17 protein-coding genes are annotated in these 17,874 nt (G+C 67.9%); 6 read left to right on the forward strand and 11 right to left on the reverse strand.

Going from position 1 to position 17,874, the window contains the following annotated elements:
• Positions 1-15 precede the first annotated feature (15 nt).
• The gene (gene rpiA / locus KBC94_RS19600; protein WP_294373873.1) at positions 16-702 is read right to left on the reverse strand and encodes a ribose-5-phosphate isomerase RpiA; all 687 of its coding nucleotides are present in this window, start codon (positions 700-702) and stop codon (positions 16-18) included.
• Between the two features lie 42 nt (positions 703-744).
• On the opposite strand from rpiA, the gene KBC94_RS19605 reads away from it, so the two are divergent.
• Positions 745-1,806 (forward strand): quinone-dependent dihydroorotate dehydrogenase, encoded by a 1,062-nt coding sequence (locus KBC94_RS19605; RefSeq protein ID WP_294373875.1) that lies wholly within the window; start codon positions 745-747, stop codon positions 1,804-1,806.
• A 58-nt stretch (positions 1,807-1,864) separates the two neighbouring features.
• Here the strand turns inward: KBC94_RS19605 and KBC94_RS19610 are convergent, their stop codons facing one another.
• From KBC94_RS19610 to KBC94_RS19620, 3 genes are all read right to left on the reverse strand, one after another.
• Positions 1,865-2,569: a phage holin family protein gene (locus tag KBC94_RS19610; protein WP_294373876.1), complete on the reverse strand. Its 705-nt coding sequence runs from the start codon at positions 2,567-2,569 to the stop codon at positions 1,865-1,867.
• A gap of 49 nt (positions 2,570-2,618) precedes the next feature.
• On the reverse strand, positions 2,619-2,930 hold the full coding sequence (locus KBC94_RS19615; RefSeq protein WP_017760725.1) for a DUF883 family protein: 312 nt from the start codon (positions 2,928-2,930) through the stop codon (positions 2,619-2,621).
• A 202-nt stretch (positions 2,931-3,132) separates the two neighbouring features.
• Complete coding sequence (locus KBC94_RS19620; RefSeq protein ID WP_294373881.1) at positions 3,133-3,348, reverse strand: hypothetical protein; 216 nt, start codon at positions 3,346-3,348, stop codon at positions 3,133-3,135.
• A gap of 286 nt (positions 3,349-3,634) precedes the next feature.
• Between KBC94_RS19620 and KBC94_RS19625 the strand changes: the two genes are divergently transcribed.
• The 4 genes from KBC94_RS19625 to KBC94_RS19640 all read left to right on the forward strand — a co-directional run bounded on the left by KBC94_RS19625 (position 3,635) and on the right by KBC94_RS19640 (position 7,245).
• The gene (locus KBC94_RS19625; RefSeq protein ID WP_234192105.1) at positions 3,635-4,258 is read left to right on the forward strand and encodes a YitT family protein; all 624 of its coding nucleotides are present in this window, start codon (positions 3,635-3,637) and stop codon (positions 4,256-4,258) included.
• A 158-nt stretch (positions 4,259-4,416) separates the two neighbouring features.
• A complete protein-coding gene (gene phaZ / locus KBC94_RS19630; RefSeq protein WP_294373888.1) occupies positions 4,417-5,922 on the forward strand; it encodes a polyhydroxyalkanoate depolymerase in 1,506 nt (501 codons plus the stop codon).
• Positions 5,923-5,942: 20 nt separating this feature from the next.
• Positions 5,943-6,596 carry an RnfABCDGE type electron transport complex subunit B gene (locus tag KBC94_RS19635; protein ID WP_294373891.1) on the forward strand — a complete coding sequence of 218 codons (654 nt, stop codon included), beginning with the start codon at positions 5,943-5,945 and terminating at the stop codon, positions 6,594-6,596.
• 13 nt (positions 6,597-6,609) lie between these two features.
• On the forward strand, positions 6,610-7,245 hold the full coding sequence (locus tag KBC94_RS19640) for a LysE family transporter (protein ID WP_294373894.1): 636 nt from the start codon (positions 6,610-6,612) through the stop codon (positions 7,243-7,245).
• A gap of 72 nt (positions 7,246-7,317) precedes the next feature.
• Here KBC94_RS19640 and KBC94_RS19645 read toward each other — a convergent pair whose 3' ends face one another.
• From KBC94_RS19645 to scpA, 6 genes are read right to left on the reverse strand one after another with little or no spacing between them, the layout of a single operon-like run.
• Positions 7,318-7,806 (reverse strand): VOC family protein, encoded by a 489-nt coding sequence (locus KBC94_RS19645; protein WP_294373897.1) that lies wholly within the window; start codon positions 7,804-7,806, stop codon positions 7,318-7,320.
• Entirely contained in the window at positions 7,803-8,831 is a 1,029-nt protein-coding gene (gene bioB, locus KBC94_RS19650) for a biotin synthase BioB (RefSeq protein ID WP_294373899.1), read from the reverse strand. Before bioB ends, KBC94_RS19645 begins: the two co-directional genes overlap by 4 nt.
• Positions 8,832-8,855: 24 nt before the next feature.
• Entirely contained in the window at positions 8,856-10,910 is a 2,055-nt protein-coding gene (locus KBC94_RS19655; RefSeq protein ID WP_294373902.1) for an acetyl/propionyl/methylcrotonyl-CoA carboxylase subunit alpha, read from the reverse strand.
• Positions 10,911-10,930: 20 nt separating this feature from the next.
• Positions 10,931-12,463: an acyl-CoA carboxylase subunit beta gene (locus KBC94_RS19660; protein WP_294373905.1), complete on the reverse strand. Its 1,533-nt coding sequence runs from the start codon at positions 12,461-12,463 to the stop codon at positions 10,931-10,933.
• Complete coding sequence (gene meaB / locus KBC94_RS19665) at positions 12,460-13,566, reverse strand: methylmalonyl Co-A mutase-associated GTPase MeaB (RefSeq protein WP_294373910.1); 1,107 nt, start codon at positions 13,564-13,566, stop codon at positions 12,460-12,462. Before meaB ends, KBC94_RS19660 begins: the two co-directional genes overlap by 4 nt.
• An 11-nt stretch (positions 13,567-13,577) precedes the next feature.
• Positions 13,578-15,731: a methylmalonyl-CoA mutase gene (gene scpA, locus KBC94_RS19670; RefSeq protein ID WP_294373915.1), complete on the reverse strand. Its 2,154-nt coding sequence runs from the start codon at positions 15,729-15,731 to the stop codon at positions 13,578-13,580.
• Positions 15,732-15,870: 139 nt separating this feature from the next.
• On the opposite strand from scpA, the gene KBC94_RS19675 reads away from it, so the two are divergent.
• Positions 15,871-16,518, forward strand: a complete 648-nt coding sequence (locus KBC94_RS19675) for a GntR family transcriptional regulator (RefSeq protein WP_294373916.1) — start codon at positions 15,871-15,873, stop codon at positions 16,516-16,518.
• A 98-nt stretch (positions 16,519-16,616) separates the two neighbouring features.
• On the opposite strand, the gene dusA is transcribed toward KBC94_RS19675, so the two are convergent.
• Positions 16,617-17,630 (reverse strand): tRNA dihydrouridine(20/20a) synthase DusA, encoded by a 1,014-nt coding sequence (dusA, locus tag KBC94_RS19680; RefSeq protein WP_294373919.1) that lies wholly within the window; start codon positions 17,628-17,630, stop codon positions 16,617-16,619.
• Positions 17,631-17,874: the final 244 nt, after the last annotated feature.

The raw sequence follows: 17,874 nt of genomic DNA on the forward strand, positions 1-17,874 counted from the left end.
TGCCCCGGCTGGCGGTCAGTAGCGCAGCGTCTGCACGCCTTCCGGCGTGGCCAGCAGGCACAGGCTGGCCTTCTGGTGCGCAAAGACGCCCACGGTGACCACGCCCGGCCACTGGTTGACCTCCGACTCGAAAGCGAGCGGCTCACGGATCGACAGGCCGTTCACGTCCAGGATGTGCTGGCCGTTGTCCGTCACCAGCGGCTGGCCGTCCTTCGTGCGCAGCGTGGCCGTGCCGCCCTGGGCCGCAAACTGGCGCACCACCCGGCGCGCCGCCATCGGGATCACCTCCACCGGCAGCGGAAAGCGGCCCAGCACCTCCACGCGCTTGGAGGCGTCCGCGATGCAGACAAAGCGGCGCGACTGGGCCGCGACGATCTTCTCGCGGGTCAGCGCCGCGCCCCCGCCCTTGACCATGTAGCCGCGGCCGTCGATCTCGTCCGCCCCGTCGATGTAGACCGCCAGTTCATCGACCTCGTTGCTGTCGAACACAGGAATGCCCAGGGCCTTCAGGCGCTGCGTCGAGGCTTCCGAACTGGACACGGCGCCCTTGATCTGGTCGCGGATCGTGGCGAGCGCCTCGATGAACTTGTTGACCGTGGAGCCCGTGCCAACGCCCACGATCTCGCCCCGGACCACGTGGTCGAGGGCGGCGCGGCCCACCTGGGCCTTGAGTTCATCCTGGGTCATGGCGGCGTTGGGCATCGGGGAGAATCCTGGGTTGTCCGAAAAAACGCGAATTATCAGATGCCCGCTCCCGCCACCGGCCTCTACGGCCTTGCCCGCCCCTTCCTGTTTCGCATGGATGCGGAAGCGGCCCACGAGCTGACGCTGGCGCAACTGGCAAGGACGCAGAACACGCCCCTGGCCGCGCTGTACACGGCCAGGCGGGTGGAAGACCCCATCGAACTGGCGGGCCTGCGCCTGCCCAACCGCGTGGGACTGGCCGCGGGCCTGGACAAGAATGCCCGCTGCATCGACGCCTTTGCGGCGATGGGCTTCGGCTTCGTGGAGGTGGGCACGGTCACCCCCCGGGCGCAGCCGGGCAATGTGCGCCCCCGCATGTTCCGGTTGCCGACGGCCGAGGCCCTGATCAACCGGCTCGGCTTCAACAACGAAGGCCTGGACAGCTTCGTGACCAACGTGAAGCGCGCGCGTTTCCGCCAGCGCCGCGGCGGCCTGCCGATGCTGCTCGGACTCAACATCGGCAAGAACGCGAGCACGCCGATCGAGCGGGCTGCCGACGACTACCTCGCCTGCCTGGACGGCGTCTATGCCCACGCGGACTACGTGACCGTCAACATCTCGAGCCCCAACACGGCCAACCTGCGCAGCCTGCAGAGCGACGAGGCGCTCGACGCCTTGCTGGGAGCGATGGCCGACCGGCGGGCGCAGTTGCACGAGCGCACCGGCAAGCGCACGCCCATCTTCCTGAAGATCGCCCCTGACCTGGAAGACGCGCAGGTGGCCGTCATTGCCGGCGCTCTGCGTCGCCAGGGGATGGACGGCGTGATCGCCACCAACACCACGCTCGCGCGCGATGCGGTGCAAGGGCTGCCGCATGGGCAGGAAGCTGGCGGGCTTTCCGGGGCACCGGTGCGCGAAGCGAGCAACCGCGTGATCCGGCAACTGCGGGAAGCGCTGGGCGCCGATTTCCCGATCATCGGCGTCGGCGGCATCCTGAGCGGTGCCGATGCGCAGGCCAAGATCGCCGCGGGCGCCGATGCGGTGCAGATCTACACGGGTCTGATCTACCGCGGTCCGGGCCTGGTGACCGAGGTGGCCAAGGCGCTGCGCGGCGCCCGCTGACCTACACGGCGGCCGGAAAAAAGCGCGAGACCGGCGCTGGGGCCGGCCTCGGCGGCATTCAGCGCAGTTTCCAGAGGATCGGCAATGCCCAGCCGGCCCAGCGGACCAGCCGCCGCGGGCCCAGCACCGCAACCATGGCAGCGGCTGCGGCACCGGTCGCGATGGGATGCTCACGCGCCATGCGCATGGCAGTGGCCGACAGAGGCTGCGTTGGCGGTTGCGCTGCAGCACGGGCTGCGGCCTCGGCCTCGGCGGCCGCACGGCGCTCCTGCAACAACGCCCGCCGCGCGCGTTGCTCGGCGATCCGGGCCAGGACTTCTTCACGCATTGCCGCGACTTGAACGGGATCGGGCCGCGCCGGGGCGGCGTCGGGCTCTGCACCGCCGGACAGGTCGCGCCGCAGTTCCTGCGCCAAGGGATGGACAGCCTGCGAGGTCTGCCTCACCCGCGCCAGCAGCAACGCCAGCAGCACGACCCAGACGACGGTCCACGCCAGAGCCACCCACCAGGCCGCGCGGACACGAAACGGGCCATCCCAGTAGTGGACGACCACGGCCGCCGAAAGAACGACACCCACCACAACACTGACCAGGGCCAGCAGCGCCGACAGCAGCGCCGATTGCGCCAGCGGCGCACGGGCATCCTGCCAGGCGAGGCCCGCCAGTTGCGCACGGTCGTGGACACCCAGCGCGGCCTCCGCACCGGCCGCCTTCCAGCGCCGCAGCCGCGGACCCAGGCCCAGCATGTCGAGCAGTCGGCTCATGCCCGACCTCCTCCGCAGGGGCGCGGGTGGCGACTCAGGATGGTCGCCATCAACGGCGGCTGCCGATCAGCAGGCCCACCAGCACGCCGACGGCCAGGGCCGCACCGGCGATCTGCCAGGGCTCATCGTGCGCATAGGCATTGGCGGTCTGGGCAGCCTCCTTGGCCTTCTTGGCCGCTACCTTGCTCTTCTCGGCGGCCAGCTCACGGGCGATCGCGAGCTTGGTGTCGACGCGCTGCTTCAGCGCCTTGAGCTGGGGAACGCCTTCGAGGTCCTTGTTGGACAGAACGCCGCGGACATCGCTGGCAAGGTCTTCGACCACGGCGTTGGCAGCGGCTTCGAGATTCTGGGTGACGGACATGAAATACCTTCCCTCGTATTCAGGACATCGGCGACGCGCCGACAACGAAAACCACCTGAAGGCGGTATGGAAGGATATTAATCCCCGCATCGCATCACATTGCCCACGGACAGGCACACGGTCGGCATTAGTGACCCGGCTTGCGTCGGCATTCACCACCTGTTAGGCCAGCACAAAGCTGGCCCGACGATGGCGCCGGCGCTCAGAGGGTGCGCCACCTGAAGGCGGCGGCACGCATGAAGGAGTGATGCACCCGCATGCGCAGGGACACCTTGCCACGCATGGCCGGCACCACCGGCGACGGGGGCAACTGCCCGGGCGTCGGTGGCGTGCCGCGGTCGGGCTGGACCGGCAATTCGGCCGGGTCGGCTGGCGGCGTGCTCATCGTGGACAGGCGGGCAGAGACTTGCAGCATCACGGTCGAACTCCTTCAATGGTCGGCTCTGGGCAAGGCGGTCACAGCGGACTTTCTTGCGGGGTGACCACACTGTTGCCCCTCGCCGGCGCCTACAGGCCGGGCGTTGCGCGCCAAGACGTGTCAGCAGGCAAAACCATTGCCTGAGGCAGGGTCACCCACGGGCATGAAGGTCATTTCTGGCAAGCCGTGCCGTCGGCGGCGCAAGTCGTGGATTTCCCGGATTGCAATCCGTAAATTTCATTCGGAAGCGAAGGCACTCGGCGCACTTCTTGCGTAGCATCCCCCCATGGACATCTCCGGTCGCCCTCCCTTGCCGTCGCTGCGTCATTCCCGTTTCGAGGATATCCAGGCCCTGTGCGCCGGCACGCTGTTCGTGGCCATGGCGCTGGTGCTCTTCGGCCAGGCGGGTCTGCTCACGGGCGGCACCGCCGGTGCGGCCTTCCTGCTGCACTACGCCACCGGGATCGGGCTCGGACAGGGGTTTTTCCTGCTGAATCTGCCCTTTTACGGCTTTGCCTGGAAGCAGATGGGCGGCGAGTTCACCGTCAAGACCTTTGCGGCGGTGCTGCTGCTGTCCGTGCTGACGGAGTTGGCGCCCCGCTTCATCTCGATCCAGGCGCTGCACCCGGCCTTCGCCGCCGTGTTCGGCGGCCTGATGCTGGGCACAGGTTGCCTGTTCCTGGCCCGCCACCGGGCCAGCCTGGGCGGAGCCACGGTCATCTCGCTCTATCTGCAGGAGCGCCGCGGCTGGCGGGCCGGCAAGGTGCAACTGGCCATCGACTGCGCCGTGCTGCTGGCCGCCCTGTTCGTGGTGGAGCCGGCACGGGTCGGCTGGTCGATCCTCGGCGCCGTGGTGATGGGCGGGTTCCTCTGGATCAACCACCGGCCGGGCCGCTACGTCGGCAGCTGAACGCCCGATTTCTGCGGCGTTCAAGGACGCGGGCGACCCTTTCACATCCTGATCCGCGACTTGTGCCGCGCGGCGCCACTGCCGCAGCCGCCCGCGCGCCCTCACGTCAGGACCCGCTGCTATATTGCGGCGCAGCGAAACTTGCGCCTCCAGACCCCATGCTGTACCACCTCTATGAAGCCCAGCGCTCGTTGATGGAGCCCTTTGCGGACTTCGCACGGGCCGTCTCCAAGCTCTACGGCAACGGCTCCATGTTCAGCCAGTTGCCGATGGCCCAGCGGGTGGCCGCCGGCTACGACCTGCTCTACCGACTGGGCAAGGACTACGAGAAGCCCGAGTTCGGCATCCAGTCCGTCGAGGTGGACGGCGCCGACGTGGTCATCCACGAGATCGTAGAGGTGGACAAACCCTTCTGCCAACTGCGCCGCTTCAAGCGCTACACGGACGACCCGGAGGTGCTGGCCACGCTCAAGAGCCAGCCCGTCGTCCTGATCGTGGCGCCCCTGTCGGGCCACTATGCCACGCTGCTGCGCGACACCGTACGCACCATGCTGCAGGGCCACAAGGTCTACATCACCGACTGGAAGAACGCCCGCACGGTTCCCCTGTCCGATGGTGAGTTCCATCTGGACGACTACATCAACTACGTGGAGGAGTTCATCCGCCACGTCCAGGCCGAATATGGCAACTGTCATGTGATGAGCGTGTGCCAGCCCACAGTGCCCGTACTGGCCGCCATCTCCTTGATGGCCAGCCGCGGCGAGGCCACGCCCCTGACGATGACGATGATGGGCGGCCCCATCGACGCCCGCCGCTCGCCCACCGCCGTCAACAACCTGGCGATGAACAAGAGCTTCGAGTGGTTCGAGAACAACGTCATCTACCGCGTGCCGCAGGGCTTTCCTGGCGAAGGGCGCCGGGTCTACCCCGGCTTCCTGCAGCACACCGGCTTCGTGGCGATGAACCCCGACCGCCACGCCACCAGCCACTACGACTATTTCAAGGATCTGGTCAAGGGCGACGATGCCAGCGCCGAGGCCCACCGCAAGTTCTATGACGAGTACAACGCCGTTCTCGACATGGATGCGGACTACTACCTGGAGACGATCAGCACGGTCTTCCAGGAATTCAAGCTGGTGCATGGCACCTGGGACGTGCGCAACGAGGCAGGCCAGATCGAGCGCGTGCGGCCACAGGACATCCGCCAGTCGGCGCTGCTGACCGTGGAAGGCGAACTGGACGACATCTCCGGCTCGGGCCAGACCCGTGCCGCACACGACCTGTGCACGCAGATCCCCGCGGAGCACCGCGAGCACTACGAAGTCGCAGGCGCCGGCCACTACGGCATCTTCAGCGGCCGCCGCTGGCGCGAGAGGGTCTATCCGAAGGTGCGCGCCTTCATCGCCGCGCATGACCAGCCCCAGACGCGCGATGACGCTCCGCTGGCCGCGGAAGATGTTCGCCGCCGCCCCCCACGTGCGGTCACGCCCGCCGCTGTGCCGGCCGAGCAAGCAGCGCCCGCCCCTTCTGCAGCGGCCCCGGCGCCCCGCAAGGCGGCCGTCCGCAAGACGTCACAGCCCGCCCGCAAGGTGGCCGAGCCGCCGCCTGTGGCAGCTGACGCTGCCCCCCGCAAGTCCCCCGCACGCCGGCGCACCCGCGCCTGAGCAACGAACCTGCGAAGCCCATGCCCCGCATGCATAGGGACCGCCTGCTCGACGCCCTGCCCCAGACGCAGTGCACCCGATGCGGCTACCCGGACTGTGCCGGTTATGCGGCGGCAATGGCCGATGGCAGCGCCGACATCGACCGCTGCCCACCGGGCGGCGCCGAGGGCGTGCGGCGGCTGGCGCAACTGCTCGGCCGGGACGAACGCCCACTCGACCCCGAATGCGGCAGTGAGGGCGCCCGAACCCTGGCCGTGATCGATGAAGCCTGGTGCATCGGCTGCACCCGCTGCCTGGAGGTCTGCCCCACGGACGCCATCCTGGGGTTCCACAAGCGCATGCACACCGTGATCGAAGCCCACTGCACGGGCTGCGAACTGTGCGTGCCGGTGTGCCCGGTGGATTGCATCGGCCTGGAAGTGGTCACGCCTGGCCTCAGCGGCTGGGCCGCATGGTCACAGAAGCAGGCGGACCATGCCCGCCAGCGATACCTTGCGCGCACACATCGGCTGGAAATGGGGAACGCGGTTGCTGGTCAGTCGCCGCCCGACAATGCGCCCGCGACGCAGGGGTCGCAGCAGATGCCGGATGAGACCGCGGAACGCAAACGCCGTACCGTCGAGGCGGCAATGGCCCGCGCCCGCGCCGCGCGGCAGCCGAGCTCGCACCACTGAGCACGCCAGAGGCATGGCTGCGGACACCCTCGCCCTCTACGCGCTGACCTCCGCCATCCTCGCGATCACCCCGGGCCCGACGATGCTGCTGGCCCTGTCCAACGGGATTGCAGGCGGCATGCGGCGGGCTGCGTGGGGCATCGCCGGTGCAAGCCTTGGAAGCACGGTGGTCATCAGCGTCGTGGCGCTGGGCCTGGGCTCGGTCCTGGCGGCCTCCCGCTGGGTCTTCGATGCGCTGCGTGTGGCAGGGGTGCTTTACCTAGCGTGGCTTGGCCTCAGGATGTGGCGCAGCGCCGCGCCCGACCTGCGCACCGCCATCGCTGCCACACCCGACGGTCCGGCCCAGGGCAGCAAGGCCCTGTTGCGCAGCCTGGCAGTGGCCCTGACGAATCCGAAGGCCCTGCTCTTCTTCGCAGCCTTCCTGCCGCAGTTCGTGGACGTGCATGCGCCTCAAGCAGCGCAGTACCTCGTCCTGGGTTGCGTATTCATCGCCATCGACACGGCAGTGATGCTCGCCTACGCCGGCGCGGGGACGCAGGTCGTGCGCTGGTTGTCGAAGCGCAGCCTGCAATGGCTCAACAAGGGCTGCGGCGCAGGCATGTGGCTGCTTGCAGGCGCGCTCGCCCTCTGGCGCCGCCCCGGCGTCTGAGACTACCGCCACCGGTAGGCAAACAACCTGCGCACCAGCGCTTGTCTGCCGCCCAGGACGGCGCGGGCGGCCTCAGCCAGCGCTCGCCGCCAGCGCGCCGAAGGCCTTCACCACCTCCGGCGGTGCCTGCACCAGCTCGATCAGCACGCCCTCGCCGGAGATGGGGAATTCCTCGTTGCCCTTGGGATGCAGGAAGCAGATGTCGAAGCCGGCCGCGCCGCGGCGGATGCCGCCCGGCGCGAAACGCACGCCCTGCGCCGTCAGCCATTCCACGGCGCGCGGCAGGTCGTCGATCCACAGGCCCACGTGGTTCAGCGGCGTGGTGTGCACGGCTGGCTTCTTCTCGGGGTCCAGCGGCTGCATCAGGTCGACTTCCACCTTGAAGGCACCGCTGCCGATGGCGCAGATGTCCTCGTCGACGTTCTCGCGGTCGCTCTTGAAGGTGCCGGTCATCTCCAACCCCAGCATGTCGACCCACAGCGTGGCCAGGCGCCGCTTGTCGATACCGCCGATGGCGATCTGCTGGACGCCCAGGACCTTGAACGGACGTTGGGTGCTCATTCGCATGCTCCTTCATTGGCAGCCACGTCATGGCCGCGCAGACCCAGCCTGGCCAGCAACTGCCGGTCGGCCTCCACATCGGGATTGCCGGTGACCAGCAGCTTGTCGCCGTAGAAGATCGAATTGGCGCCAGCCAGGAAGCACAGCGCCTGCACCGCGTCGCCCAGCTGCTGTCGGCCGGCCGACAGCCGCACGCGGGCCTTGGGCATCAGGATGCGCGCGACAGCGATCACGCGCACGAAGTCCAGCGGATCGATGGGATCGCTGTCGGCGAGCGGCGTACCCGGCACGCGCACCAGGCTGTTGATGGGCACCGACTCCGGATAGGGATCGAGGTTGGCCAGTTGCGCCAGCAGGCCGGCGCGGTGCACCGGCGCCTCGCCCATGCCCACGATGCCGCCGCAGCAGACGCTGATGCCGGCCGCGCGCACGTGGGCCAGGGTGTCGAGCCGGTCCTGGTAGGTGCGGGTGTCGACGATGTCGCCGTAGTACTCGGGCGCGGTGTCGAGGTTGTGGTTGTAGTAGTCCAGGCCGGCGTCGCGCAGGGTCCGGGCCTGATGGGCTTCCAGCATGCCCAGCGTGGCACAGGACTGCAGGCCCAGGCCCTTCACGGCCTGCACCAGTTCAGCCACCTTCTCGATGTCGCGGTCCTTGGGTGCACGCCAGGCGGCGCCCATGCAGAAGCGCGTCGCACCGGCCTCCTTCGCAGCCTGGGCGGCGGCGGTGACCTCTTCAACGCTCATCAGCTTCTGCGCCTTGACGCCGGTGTCGAACTCGGAGGACTGCGGACAGTAGCCGCAATTCTCCGGGCAGCCCCCGGTCTTCACGGAGAGCAGCGTCGCCAGCTCGATGTCGCCGGCCGGCCAATGTTCGCGGTGCACGGTCTGCGCGTGGAACAGCAGCTCGTTGAAGGGCAGGTCCAGCAGGGCCTGCACCTCCTCGACGCGCCACCGCGGGGCGGTGGTACCCGAGGCCGCAGGTGCCGCACGGCGCAGCACCACGGGACGTTCAAGGGTCGTGGCCATGCGCTCGGTCGTAGGCACGCCCATTCAGTTGAACTCCAGGATCACCTGATCGACCGCCAGCGATTCGCCCTTGCCGGCGGTGATCTTGCCCACCACGCCGTCCTGCGCCGCGAAAAGCACGTTCTCCATCTTCATGGCCTCGATGACGGCGAGCTTTTCGCCGGCCTGCACCTGTTGGCCTTCCTTGACGGCGACGTCCACCAGCAGCCCGGGCATGGGCGAGAGCAGGAACTTGCTCATGTCCGGCGGTGCCTTGTAGGGCATCAGCGACTGCAGGCGCGCACCCAGCAGGGACAGCACCATGGCCTCGATCTGCGTGCCGTTGTGCTGCACGCGCAGGGCCAGCGGGTTCTTGCCGGCTCCGCGCTCGACCTGGGCCGTGAACGGCTGGCCGTTCACGCGCCCTTCGACGCGGATGCCGCCGAGCGGCGAGCGGCTTTCGAGCTGGTAGCTGCGGCTCCCGACCTGCACCGCGCTCGCGCCCGTGGCGCCCTGGAAGTCGGTCACGCTCACCGGCGTGTGGCGATGCTCGCCGTCTGCGGCCAGCGTGACGACCACGAACTGCTCACCCACCTTCACGCCATGGCCCGCCAGCTGGCCGCTGATGCCCGAGGCGCGCGCGCGGTAGCGGCGGTGCGCATAGGCAGCCAGGGCGACGAGGAAGTCCGGGTCATCGTGCGGCACGTCCTCGGCCCGGAAGCCATGGCCATAGTGCTCGGCGATGAAGCCGGTGTTGAAGTCACCGCTGACGAACTTGGGATGCGCCAGCAGCGCCGCCTGGAAGGGGATGTTGCTGTGGATGCCGCGGATCGCGAAGCCGTTGAGCGCCTCGCGCATCAGCGCGATGGCATGCGCGCGGTCGCGGCCGTGCACGATGAGCTTGGCGATCATCGAGTCGTAGTACATGGGGATCTCGCCCCCCTCGTACACGCCCGTATCCACGCGCACGCCATAAGCGTCGGGCGCATTTGGCTCGGAGGCCGACAGCGATTCGGCCGGCGGCTGGAACTTCACCAGCCGGCCGGTCGAGGGCAGGAAGTTGCGGAACGGGTCTTCCGCGTTGATCCGGCATTCGATGGCCCAGCCGTCGCGCTTCACGTCGGCCTGGGTCAATGGCAGCGGCTCGCCGGCCGCGACGCGGATCATCAGCTCCACCAGATCCAGCCCGGTGATGCACTCGGTGACCGGGTGCTCCACCTGCAGGCGCGTGTTCATCTCCAGGAAGTAGAAGTCCTGGTTCTTGCCGACCACGAACTCCACCGTGCCGGCGGACTGGTAGTTCACGGCCTTGGCCAGCGCCACGGCCTGCTCGCCCATGGCCTTGCGCGTCGCATCGCTGATGAAGGGCGACGGCGCCTCCTCGATGACCTTCTGGTGGCGGCGCTGGATCGAGCACTCGCGCTCATTGAGGTAAATGACGTGGCCCTGGCTGTCGCCCAGCACCTGGATCTCGATGTGCCGCGGCTGCTCCACGAACTTCTCGATGAAGATGCGGTCGTCTCCGAAGGAATTGCGGGCCTCGTTGCGGCAGGAGGTGAAGCCCTCCAGCGCCTCCTTGTCGTTGAAGGCGACACGCAGGCCCTTGCCACCGCCGCCAGCACTGGCCTTGATCATCACCGGATAGCCGATGCCCTTGGCGATCTCCACCGCCTGCTCGGGCGTGTCGATGGCCTCGTTGTAGCCGGGAATGGTGTTGACCTTGGCCTCGTTCGCCAGCTTCTTGGAGGCGATCTTGTCGCCCATGGCTGCGATGGAATAGTGCTTGGGGCCGATGAAGACGATGCCCTCTTCTTCCACGCGCTTGGCGAAGGACTCGTTCTCCGACAGGAAGCCGTAGCCCGGGTGCACCGCCTCGGACCCGGTCTTCTTGCAGGCCTCGATGATGCGGTCGGCCATCAGGTAGGACTCGCGCGACGGCGCGGCACCGATGTGCACGGCCTCGTCGGCCAGCTCGACATGGCGGGCGTCGCGGTCCGCGTCCGAGTACACGGCCACGGTCTGGATGCCCATCTTGCGGGCCGTCTTGATGACGCGGCAGGCGATTTCGCCACGGTTGGCGATCAGGATCTTCTTGAACATGTGTAGCGCTCCCGGGCTCATCAAAGAGGAATGTTCCCGTGCTTGCGCCACGGGTTCTCCAGCTTCTTCTCGCGCAGCATCACCAGGCTGCGGCAGATGCGCTTGCGCGTCTCGTGCGGCAGGATCACGTCGTCGATGTAGCCGCGTGCGCTGGCCACGAAGGGGTTAGCGAAGCGGGCCTTGTACTCGGCCTCGCGGGCGGCGAGCTTTTCGGGGTCCTTCTTCTCCTCGCGGAAGATGATCTCCACCGCGCCCTTGGCGCCCATCACCGCGATCTCTGCGCGCGGCCAGGCCAGGTTCACGTCGCCGCGCAGGTGCTTGGAGGCCATCACGTCGTACGCACCGCCATAGGCCTTGCGCGTGATGACCGTGATCTTCGGCACCGTGCATTCGGCATAGGCATAGAGCAGCTTGGCCCCGTGCTTGATGATGCCGCCGTATTCCTGGCTGGTCCCGGGCATGAAACCGGGCACGTCCACGAAGGTGACGACCGGGATGTTGAAGGCATCGCAGAAGCGCACGAAGCGCGCCGCCTTGATCGAGCTCTTGATGTCCAGGCAGCCGGCCAGCACCAGCGGCTGGTTGGCGACGATACCCACGCTCTGGCCTTCCATGCGCGCGAAACCGATCACGATGTTCTTGGCGTAGTCGGGCTGCAGCTCGAAGAAGTCGCCGTCGTCCACGACCTTGAGGATCAGCTCCTTCATGTCGTAGGGCTTGTTGGCGTTGTCGGGCACCAGCGTGTCCAGCGAGAGGTCGGCCCGGTCGGCCGGATCGCCGCTGGGGCGCACCGGCGGCTTCTCGCGGTTGGACAACGGCAGGTAGTTGTACAGGCGGCGCAGCATCATCAGCGCCTCCACGTCGTTCTCGAAGGCCAGGTCGGCCACGCCGCTCTTGGTGGTGTGGGTGACGGCGCCGCCCAGTTCCTCGGCCGTGACGCTCTCGTGCGTCACCGTCTTCACGACCTCGGGGCCGGTGACGAACATGTAGCTGGAGTCCTTCACCATGAAGATGAAGTCGGTCATGGCCGGCGAATACACCGCGCCGCCGGCGCAGGGGCCCATGATCAGGCTGATCTGCGGCACCACGCCCGAGGCCATGACGTTGCGCTGGAACACATCGGCATAGCCGCCGAGCGAGGCCACGCCCTCCTGGATGCGCGCGCCACCCGAGTCGTTGAGGCCGATGACGGGTGCGCCGACCTTCATGGCCTGGTCCATCACCTTGCAGATCTTCTCGGCGTGGGCCTCGCTGAGCGCGCCGCCGAAGACGGTGAAGTCCTGGCTGAAGACGAACACCAGCCGGCCGTTGATCATGCCGTAGCCGGTGACCACGCCGTCGCCGGGGATCTTGTTGTCTGCCATGCCGAAGTCGGTGCTGCGGTGCTCGACGAACATGTCCCATTCTTCGAAGGTGCCGTCGTCCAGCAGCAGTTCAATACGCTCGCGCGCCGTGAGCTTGCCCTTGGCATGTTGCGCGTCGATGCGCTTCTGGCCGCCGCCCTGGTGCGCCTGCGCACGGCGGCGTTCGAGTTCTTCGAGGATGTCCTTCATGGTGTCCTGTCGGTTGGGGATGAGGTGGGCGGCGCATCGGTCGCCGTCCGGGATTCGGGGGATGGGAGCTCCGCGGCCAGGGCGAGCAGCTGGCGCGCGGCGGTCGACGCGGCGACATGGCCGGCGGCCACCCCCGCGGACACGCCGGCCAGCCTTTCGCGCACCTGCGGATGCTGGCGGAAGGCCTGGCGCAGGCCGGCCTCGATGCGCTCCCACATCCAGGCCAGGGCCTGCTTCTCGCGACGGGCGGCCATCCGACCGTTGGCGGTCTGCAACTGGCGGAACTCGGTCACGGCGGCCCAGAAGCGGTCCACGCCGGCACCCGTCAGGGCGCTGAGCTGCATCACGCGCGGCAGCCAATGCCGCACTTCGGCGCCGGTGTGCGCGTCGTGCATCGCCTGCGCATGCTGCGGGTTGCCGTGATGGCCGAAGAGCCGCAGCGCCGAGGTGATCTGCGCCTGCGCACGGGTGGCGGCATCGGCATCGATGTCCGCCTTGTTGATGACGACCAGGTCGGCGATCTCCATCACGCCCTTCTTGATGGCCTGCAGGTCATCACCGGCATTGGGCAGTTGCAGCAGCACGAACATGTCTGTCATGCCGGCCACGGCCGTCTCGCTCTGGCCCACGCCCACGGTCTCGACGATCACCACGTCATAGCCCGCGGCCTCGCAGACCAGCATGGCCTCGCGCGTCTTCTCGGCCACGCCGCCGAGCGTGCCCGACGAGGGGCTGGGACGGATGTACGCCTGCTCGTGCACCGAGAGACGCTCCATGCGCGTCTTGTCGCCGAGGATCGAGCCACCCGACACAGTGGACGACGGGTCGATGGTGAGCACCGCCACGCGGTGGCCGTGCTCGATCAGGTGCAGGCCCAGGGCCTCGATGAAGGTGGACTTGCCGACACCTGGGACGCCCGAGATGCCGAGGCGGAAGCTCTGGCCGGTGTGGGGCAGCAGCGCCGTGAGCAACTCGTCGGCCTGGGCGCGGTGGTCGGCGCGGGTCGATTCGAGCAGCGTGATGGCCTTGGCCATGGCGCGACGCTGGGCAGGGCCAGCTAGGCCAATGATGGCCTCGACCGAGACCTTGAATGGCGCTCCCATGCGGACAGCAATCAGGCTGCGACAGCCGCCCGGATCTGCTCCAGCACATCCTTCGCACTGGCTGGGATCGGCGTGCCGGGCCCATAGATGCCCTTCACGCCCGCCTCGTACAGGAACTCGTAGTCCTGCCGCGGAATGACACCACCGACGAAGACGATGATGTCGTCCGCGCCCTGCTTCTTCAGCTCCTCGATGATGGCCGGGACGAGCGTCTTGTGGCCGGCGGCAAGCGTGCTCACGCCCACGGCATGCACGTCGTTCTCGATGGCCTGGCGGGCGCATTCCTCGGGCGTCTGGAACAGCGGCCCCATGTCCACGTCGAAGCCCAGGTCGGCGAAGGCCGTCGCCACCACCTTGGCGCCGCGGTCGTGGCCATCCTGGCCCAGCTTGGAGATCATCACGCGCGGCCGGCGGCCCTGGTCCTCGGCGAAGGCGTCGATCTCCTTCTTGAGCGCCTCCCAGCCTTCGGCCGAGTCGTAGGCGGCGGCATAGACGCCCGTGACCTTCTGCGTGTCGGCGCGGTGACGGCCGAAGGCCTTTTCCAGCGCGTCCGACACCTCGCCGACCGTGGCGCGCAGGCGGATGGCCTGGATGCTCAGGTCCAGCAGGTTGCCCTCGTTCTTCTCGGCCGCGGCCGTGAGCGCATCGAGCGCCGCCTGCACCTTGGTGCCGTCGCGCGCGGCGCGGACCTGCTGCAGACGCGCCACCTGCTGGTCGCGCACCTTCATGTTGTCGATGGCGAGGATCTCGACCGGGTCCTCGTTCTTGAGCTTGTACTTGTTGACGCCGACGATGACGTCGCGGCCCGAGTCGATGCGCGCCTGCTTCTCGGCCGCCGCGGCCTCGATCTTGAGCTTGGCCCAGCCGCTGTCCACCGCCTTGGTCATGCCGCCCATGGCCTCAACCTCCTCGATGATGGCCCAGGCGGCGTCGGCCATGTCCTGGGTGAGCTTCTCCATCATGTAGCTGCCGGCCCAGGGGTCGATGACGTTGGTGATGTGCGTCTCTTCCTGGATGATGAGCTGGGTGTTGCGGGCGATGCGCGCGCTGAACTCGGTGGGCAGCGCGATGGCCTCGTCCAGCGCATTGGTGTGCAGCGACTGCGTGCCGCCAAACACCGCGGCCATGGCCTCGATGGTGGTGCGCACGACGTTGTTGTACGGGTCCTGCTCGGTGAGCGACCAGCCCGAGGTCTGGCAGTGCGTGCGCAGCATCAGGCTCTTGGGGTTCTTGGCGTTGAAGCCCTTCATGATCCGGCACCACAGCAGGCGCGCGGCCCGCATCTTGGCGACTTCCAGGTAGAAGTTCATGCCGATGGCCCAGAAGAAGCTGAGCCGCCCGGCGAAATCGTCCACGTCCATGCCCTTGGCGATGGCGGTCTTCACGTACTCCTTGCCATCGGCCAGCGTGAAGGCCAGCTCCAGCGCCTGGTTGGCGCCGGCTTCCTGCATGTGATAGCCGGAGATCGAGATCGAGTTGAACTTCGGCATGTTCTTGGCCGTGTACTCGATGATGTCGCCGATGATCCGCATGCTCGGCTCGGGCGGGTAGATGTAGGTGTTGCGGACCATGAACTCCTTGAGGATGTCGTTCTGGATGGTCCCGCTGAGCTTGTCCTGCGACACGCCCTGCTCTTCCGCCGCCACCACGTAGCCGGCCAGCACGGGCAGCACGGCGCCGTTCATGGTCATGGACACACTGACCTTATCCAACGGGATACCGTCGAACAGGATCTTCATGTCCTCCACCGAATCGATCGCCACACCGGCCTTGCCGACGTCGCCGGTCACGCGCGGATGGTCGCTGTCGTAGCCGCGGTGGGTGGCCAGGTCGAAGGCGACCGACACGCCCTGACCGCCCGCTGCCAGCGCCTTGCGGTAGAAGGCATTCGACTCTTCTGCAGTGGAAAAGCCCGCGTACTGGCGGATGGTCCAGGGCCGCACGGCATACATGGTGGCCTGAGGGCCGCGGATGTAGGGCTCGAAGCCCGGCAGCGTGTCGCTGTGGCGCAGGCCCTGCAGGTCGGCCGCCGTGTAGAGCGGCTTGACCGTGATGCCGTCGGGGGTCGTCCAGTTGAGCGCCGAGACGTCGCCGCCGGGGGCCGACTTGGCCGCGGCGCGCGCCCAGTCTTCGAGGGTGGAGGGCTTGAATTCGGAATCCGCCATGCTTCGTCTCTCTCGCTTGACCTCTGGTGCCGGAAGTGCGGCCACGCTGGCCGACCCCGGGGAATCCCGCAAGTCTAGCCGGCTGTAATTATTAATTCAATTATGAATTAGGGGCTGCATCTGCGATACAGTCGCGCCCATGTCTGCCCTGACCCTCACCCCGCGCGCCCTCTATGAAGAGGTGGCGGAGCTGCTGCGCCAGCGCATCTTCCGCCGCGAACTGGAGCCCGGCAGCTGGATCGACGAGCTGCGCATCGCGGAAGAACTGGGCATCAGCCGCACACCATTGCGCGAGGCGCTGAAGGTGCTGGCCGCCGAAGGCCTGGTGACGATGAAGCCGCGCCGCGGCGCCTATGTGACCGAGGTGTCCGACCGCGACCTGGCCGACGTGTACCACCTGCTCGCCCTGCTGGAGAGCGACGCAGCCGGCGTGGTCGCCACCCGCGCAACCGAGACCCAGATCACCGAGCTGCGCGCCCTGCACGAGGAGCTGGAGGCCGCAGCCCGCCCCGGACACGTCGACCGGGAGCATTTCTTCGCCGTCAACGAGCGCTTCCACATGCGGCTGCTGGCCATTGCCGACAACCGCTGGCGCGACCAGATGGTGGCCGACCTGCGCAAGGTGATGAAGCTCAATCGCCACAACTCGCTGCTGAAGGCGGGGCGCATCGAGGAATCGCTGGCGGAACACCGCGCCCTCGTGGCTGCCATCGAAGCGCGGGACGCGCAGGCGGCCGAGGCGCGCATGCGCGAGCATTTCGCGAACGGGCTGGAAGCCGCCTCCTGAGGCGCGCCGCGCCCCGCTTTTCCTGACGCTTGGAGGCGGCGGGGCGCGGCATCAGCCACCCGCCGCCAGCACGATCGGAGGACCGGCCTCTCCCCGCGTCACACTTCGGCCGTGGCGGACACATGCGCCCGGGCCATCACCTCGTGCGGATCGAGCTCGCGCAGCCGGTGATCGCTCCACACCTGTCGCCAGCGGCGCGCGCCCGGCAGGCCGTTGCGCAGCCCCAGCATGTGCCGCGCGATCGACTGCCACGACGTGCCGTGCGCCTGTTTCTCGCGACGCATGTAGTCGCACATCTGCGCCTCCACCTCCTCGCGCGTCACCTCACGCGGCGCATCACCGAAGAAGGCGCTGTCCCACTGCGAGAGCCACCACGGGTTGTGGTACGCCTCGCGGCCCACCATCACGCCGTCGAGCAGGCGCAGTTGCGCGTGCACCTGTTCGTCGGTCTGGATACCGCCGTTGATGGCGATGAACAGCTGAGGAAAGTCGTGTTTGAGCCGGTGCACCAGCTCGTAGCGCAGCGGCGGAATCTCCCGGTTCTGCTTGGGACTCAGGCCCTTGAGCCACGCGTTGCGCGCATGCACGATGAAGTGGCGGCAGCCGGCGTCGGCCACGGTGCCGACGAAGTCGCGTACGAAGTCGTAGCTCTCCACCCGGTCGATGCCGATGCGGTGCTTGACGGTCACGGGCACGCTCACCACGTCCAGCATCGCCTTCACGCCATCGGCCACCAGCGCCGGCTCCGCCATCAGACAGGCGCCGAAGGCACCGCGCTGCACCCGCTCGCTGGGGCAGCCGCAGTTCAGGTTGATCTCGTCGTAACCCCACTGCTCGCCCAGCCGCGCGCTGGCCGCCAGGTCGGCGGGCTCGCTGCCGCCCAGTTGCAGCGCGACCGGGTGCTCGGTCCCGTCGAAACGCAGATGCCGCGCGGCATCGCCGTGCAGGATGGCGCCGGTGTTCACCATCTCGGTGTACAGCAGGGCGTGGCGGCTGAGCAGGCGGTGGAAGTAACGACAGTGGCGGTCCGTCCAATCGAGCATCGGGGCCACGGAGAGGCGGCCGACGGGCAGCGACGCCTGCAGTGATGAGGAAAGGTCCTTGTCGTTCATGAGGTGGGCAGAGGCGCCGGTCGAAAGAGGGGCCGGCGAAGGGCGTCAACGTCGACGCTCGTTCCACGGGAAAGAAAACAGGAAGCCGCGCCACGCAGGGAGTACATGGAGCGGGAAGAGGCCGGCATTTTCCCAGGTCCCAGCGATACGCGCGGCAAAGCCGGCCTTGGCGGCGGCCGAGAACCGCCGCCCAAGTGCGGCGCGAGCCAGTCAGGCTCATTTAATAAACACACTTACGATATAG

The sequence above is a fragment of the Pseudacidovorax sp. genome (assembly GCF_017991995.1).
Taxonomy (GTDB): domain Bacteria; phylum Pseudomonadota; class Gammaproteobacteria; order Burkholderiales; family Burkholderiaceae_C; genus Xenophilus.

Excerpts from the sequence above, each read along its gene's own strand:
- rpiA (WP_294373873.1), bottom strand. The coding sequence starts at position 702 with ATGCCCAACGCCGCCATGACCCAGGATGAACTCAAGGCCCAGGTGGGC.
- KBC94_RS19605 (WP_294373875.1), top strand. The coding sequence starts at position 745 with ATGCCCGCTCCCGCCACCGGCCTCTACGGCCTTGCCCGCCCCTTCCTG.
- KBC94_RS19610 (WP_294373876.1), bottom strand. The coding sequence starts at position 2,569 with ATGAGCCGACTGCTCGACATGCTGGGCCTGGGTCCGCGGCTGCGGCGC.
- KBC94_RS19615 (WP_017760725.1), bottom strand. The coding sequence starts at position 2,930 with ATGTCCGTCACCCAGAATCTCGAAGCCGCTGCCAACGCCGTGGTCGAA.
- KBC94_RS19625 (WP_234192105.1), top strand. The coding sequence starts at position 3,635 with ATGGACATCTCCGGTCGCCCTCCCTTGCCGTCGCTGCGTCATTCCCGT.
- phaZ (WP_294373888.1), top strand. The coding sequence starts at position 4,417 with ATGCTGTACCACCTCTATGAAGCCCAGCGCTCGTTGATGGAGCCCTTT.
- KBC94_RS19635 (WP_294373891.1), top strand. The coding sequence starts at position 5,943 with ATGCCCCGCATGCATAGGGACCGCCTGCTCGACGCCCTGCCCCAGACG.
- KBC94_RS19640 (WP_294373894.1), top strand. The coding sequence starts at position 6,610 with ATGGCTGCGGACACCCTCGCCCTCTACGCGCTGACCTCCGCCATCCTC.
- KBC94_RS19645 (WP_294373897.1), bottom strand. The coding sequence starts at position 7,806 with ATGAGCACCCAACGTCCGTTCAAGGTCCTGGGCGTCCAGCAGATCGCC.
- bioB (WP_294373899.1), bottom strand. The coding sequence starts at position 8,831 with ATGGCCACGACCCTTGAACGTCCCGTGGTGCTGCGCCGTGCGGCACCT.
- KBC94_RS19655 (WP_294373902.1), bottom strand. The coding sequence starts at position 10,910 with ATGTTCAAGAAGATCCTGATCGCCAACCGTGGCGAAATCGCCTGCCGC.
- KBC94_RS19660 (WP_294373905.1), bottom strand. The coding sequence starts at position 12,463 with ATGAAGGACATCCTCGAAGAACTCGAACGCCGCCGTGCGCAGGCGCAC.
- meaB (WP_294373910.1), bottom strand. The coding sequence starts at position 13,566 with ATGGGAGCGCCATTCAAGGTCTCGGTCGAGGCCATCATTGGCCTAGCT.
- scpA (WP_294373915.1), bottom strand. The coding sequence starts at position 15,731 with ATGGCGGATTCCGAATTCAAGCCCTCCACCCTCGAAGACTGGGCGCGC.
- KBC94_RS19675 (WP_294373916.1), top strand. The coding sequence starts at position 15,871 with ATGTCTGCCCTGACCCTCACCCCGCGCGCCCTCTATGAAGAGGTGGCG.
- dusA (WP_294373919.1), bottom strand. The coding sequence starts at position 17,630 with ATGAACGACAAGGACCTTTCCTCATCACTGCAGGCGTCGCTGCCCGTC.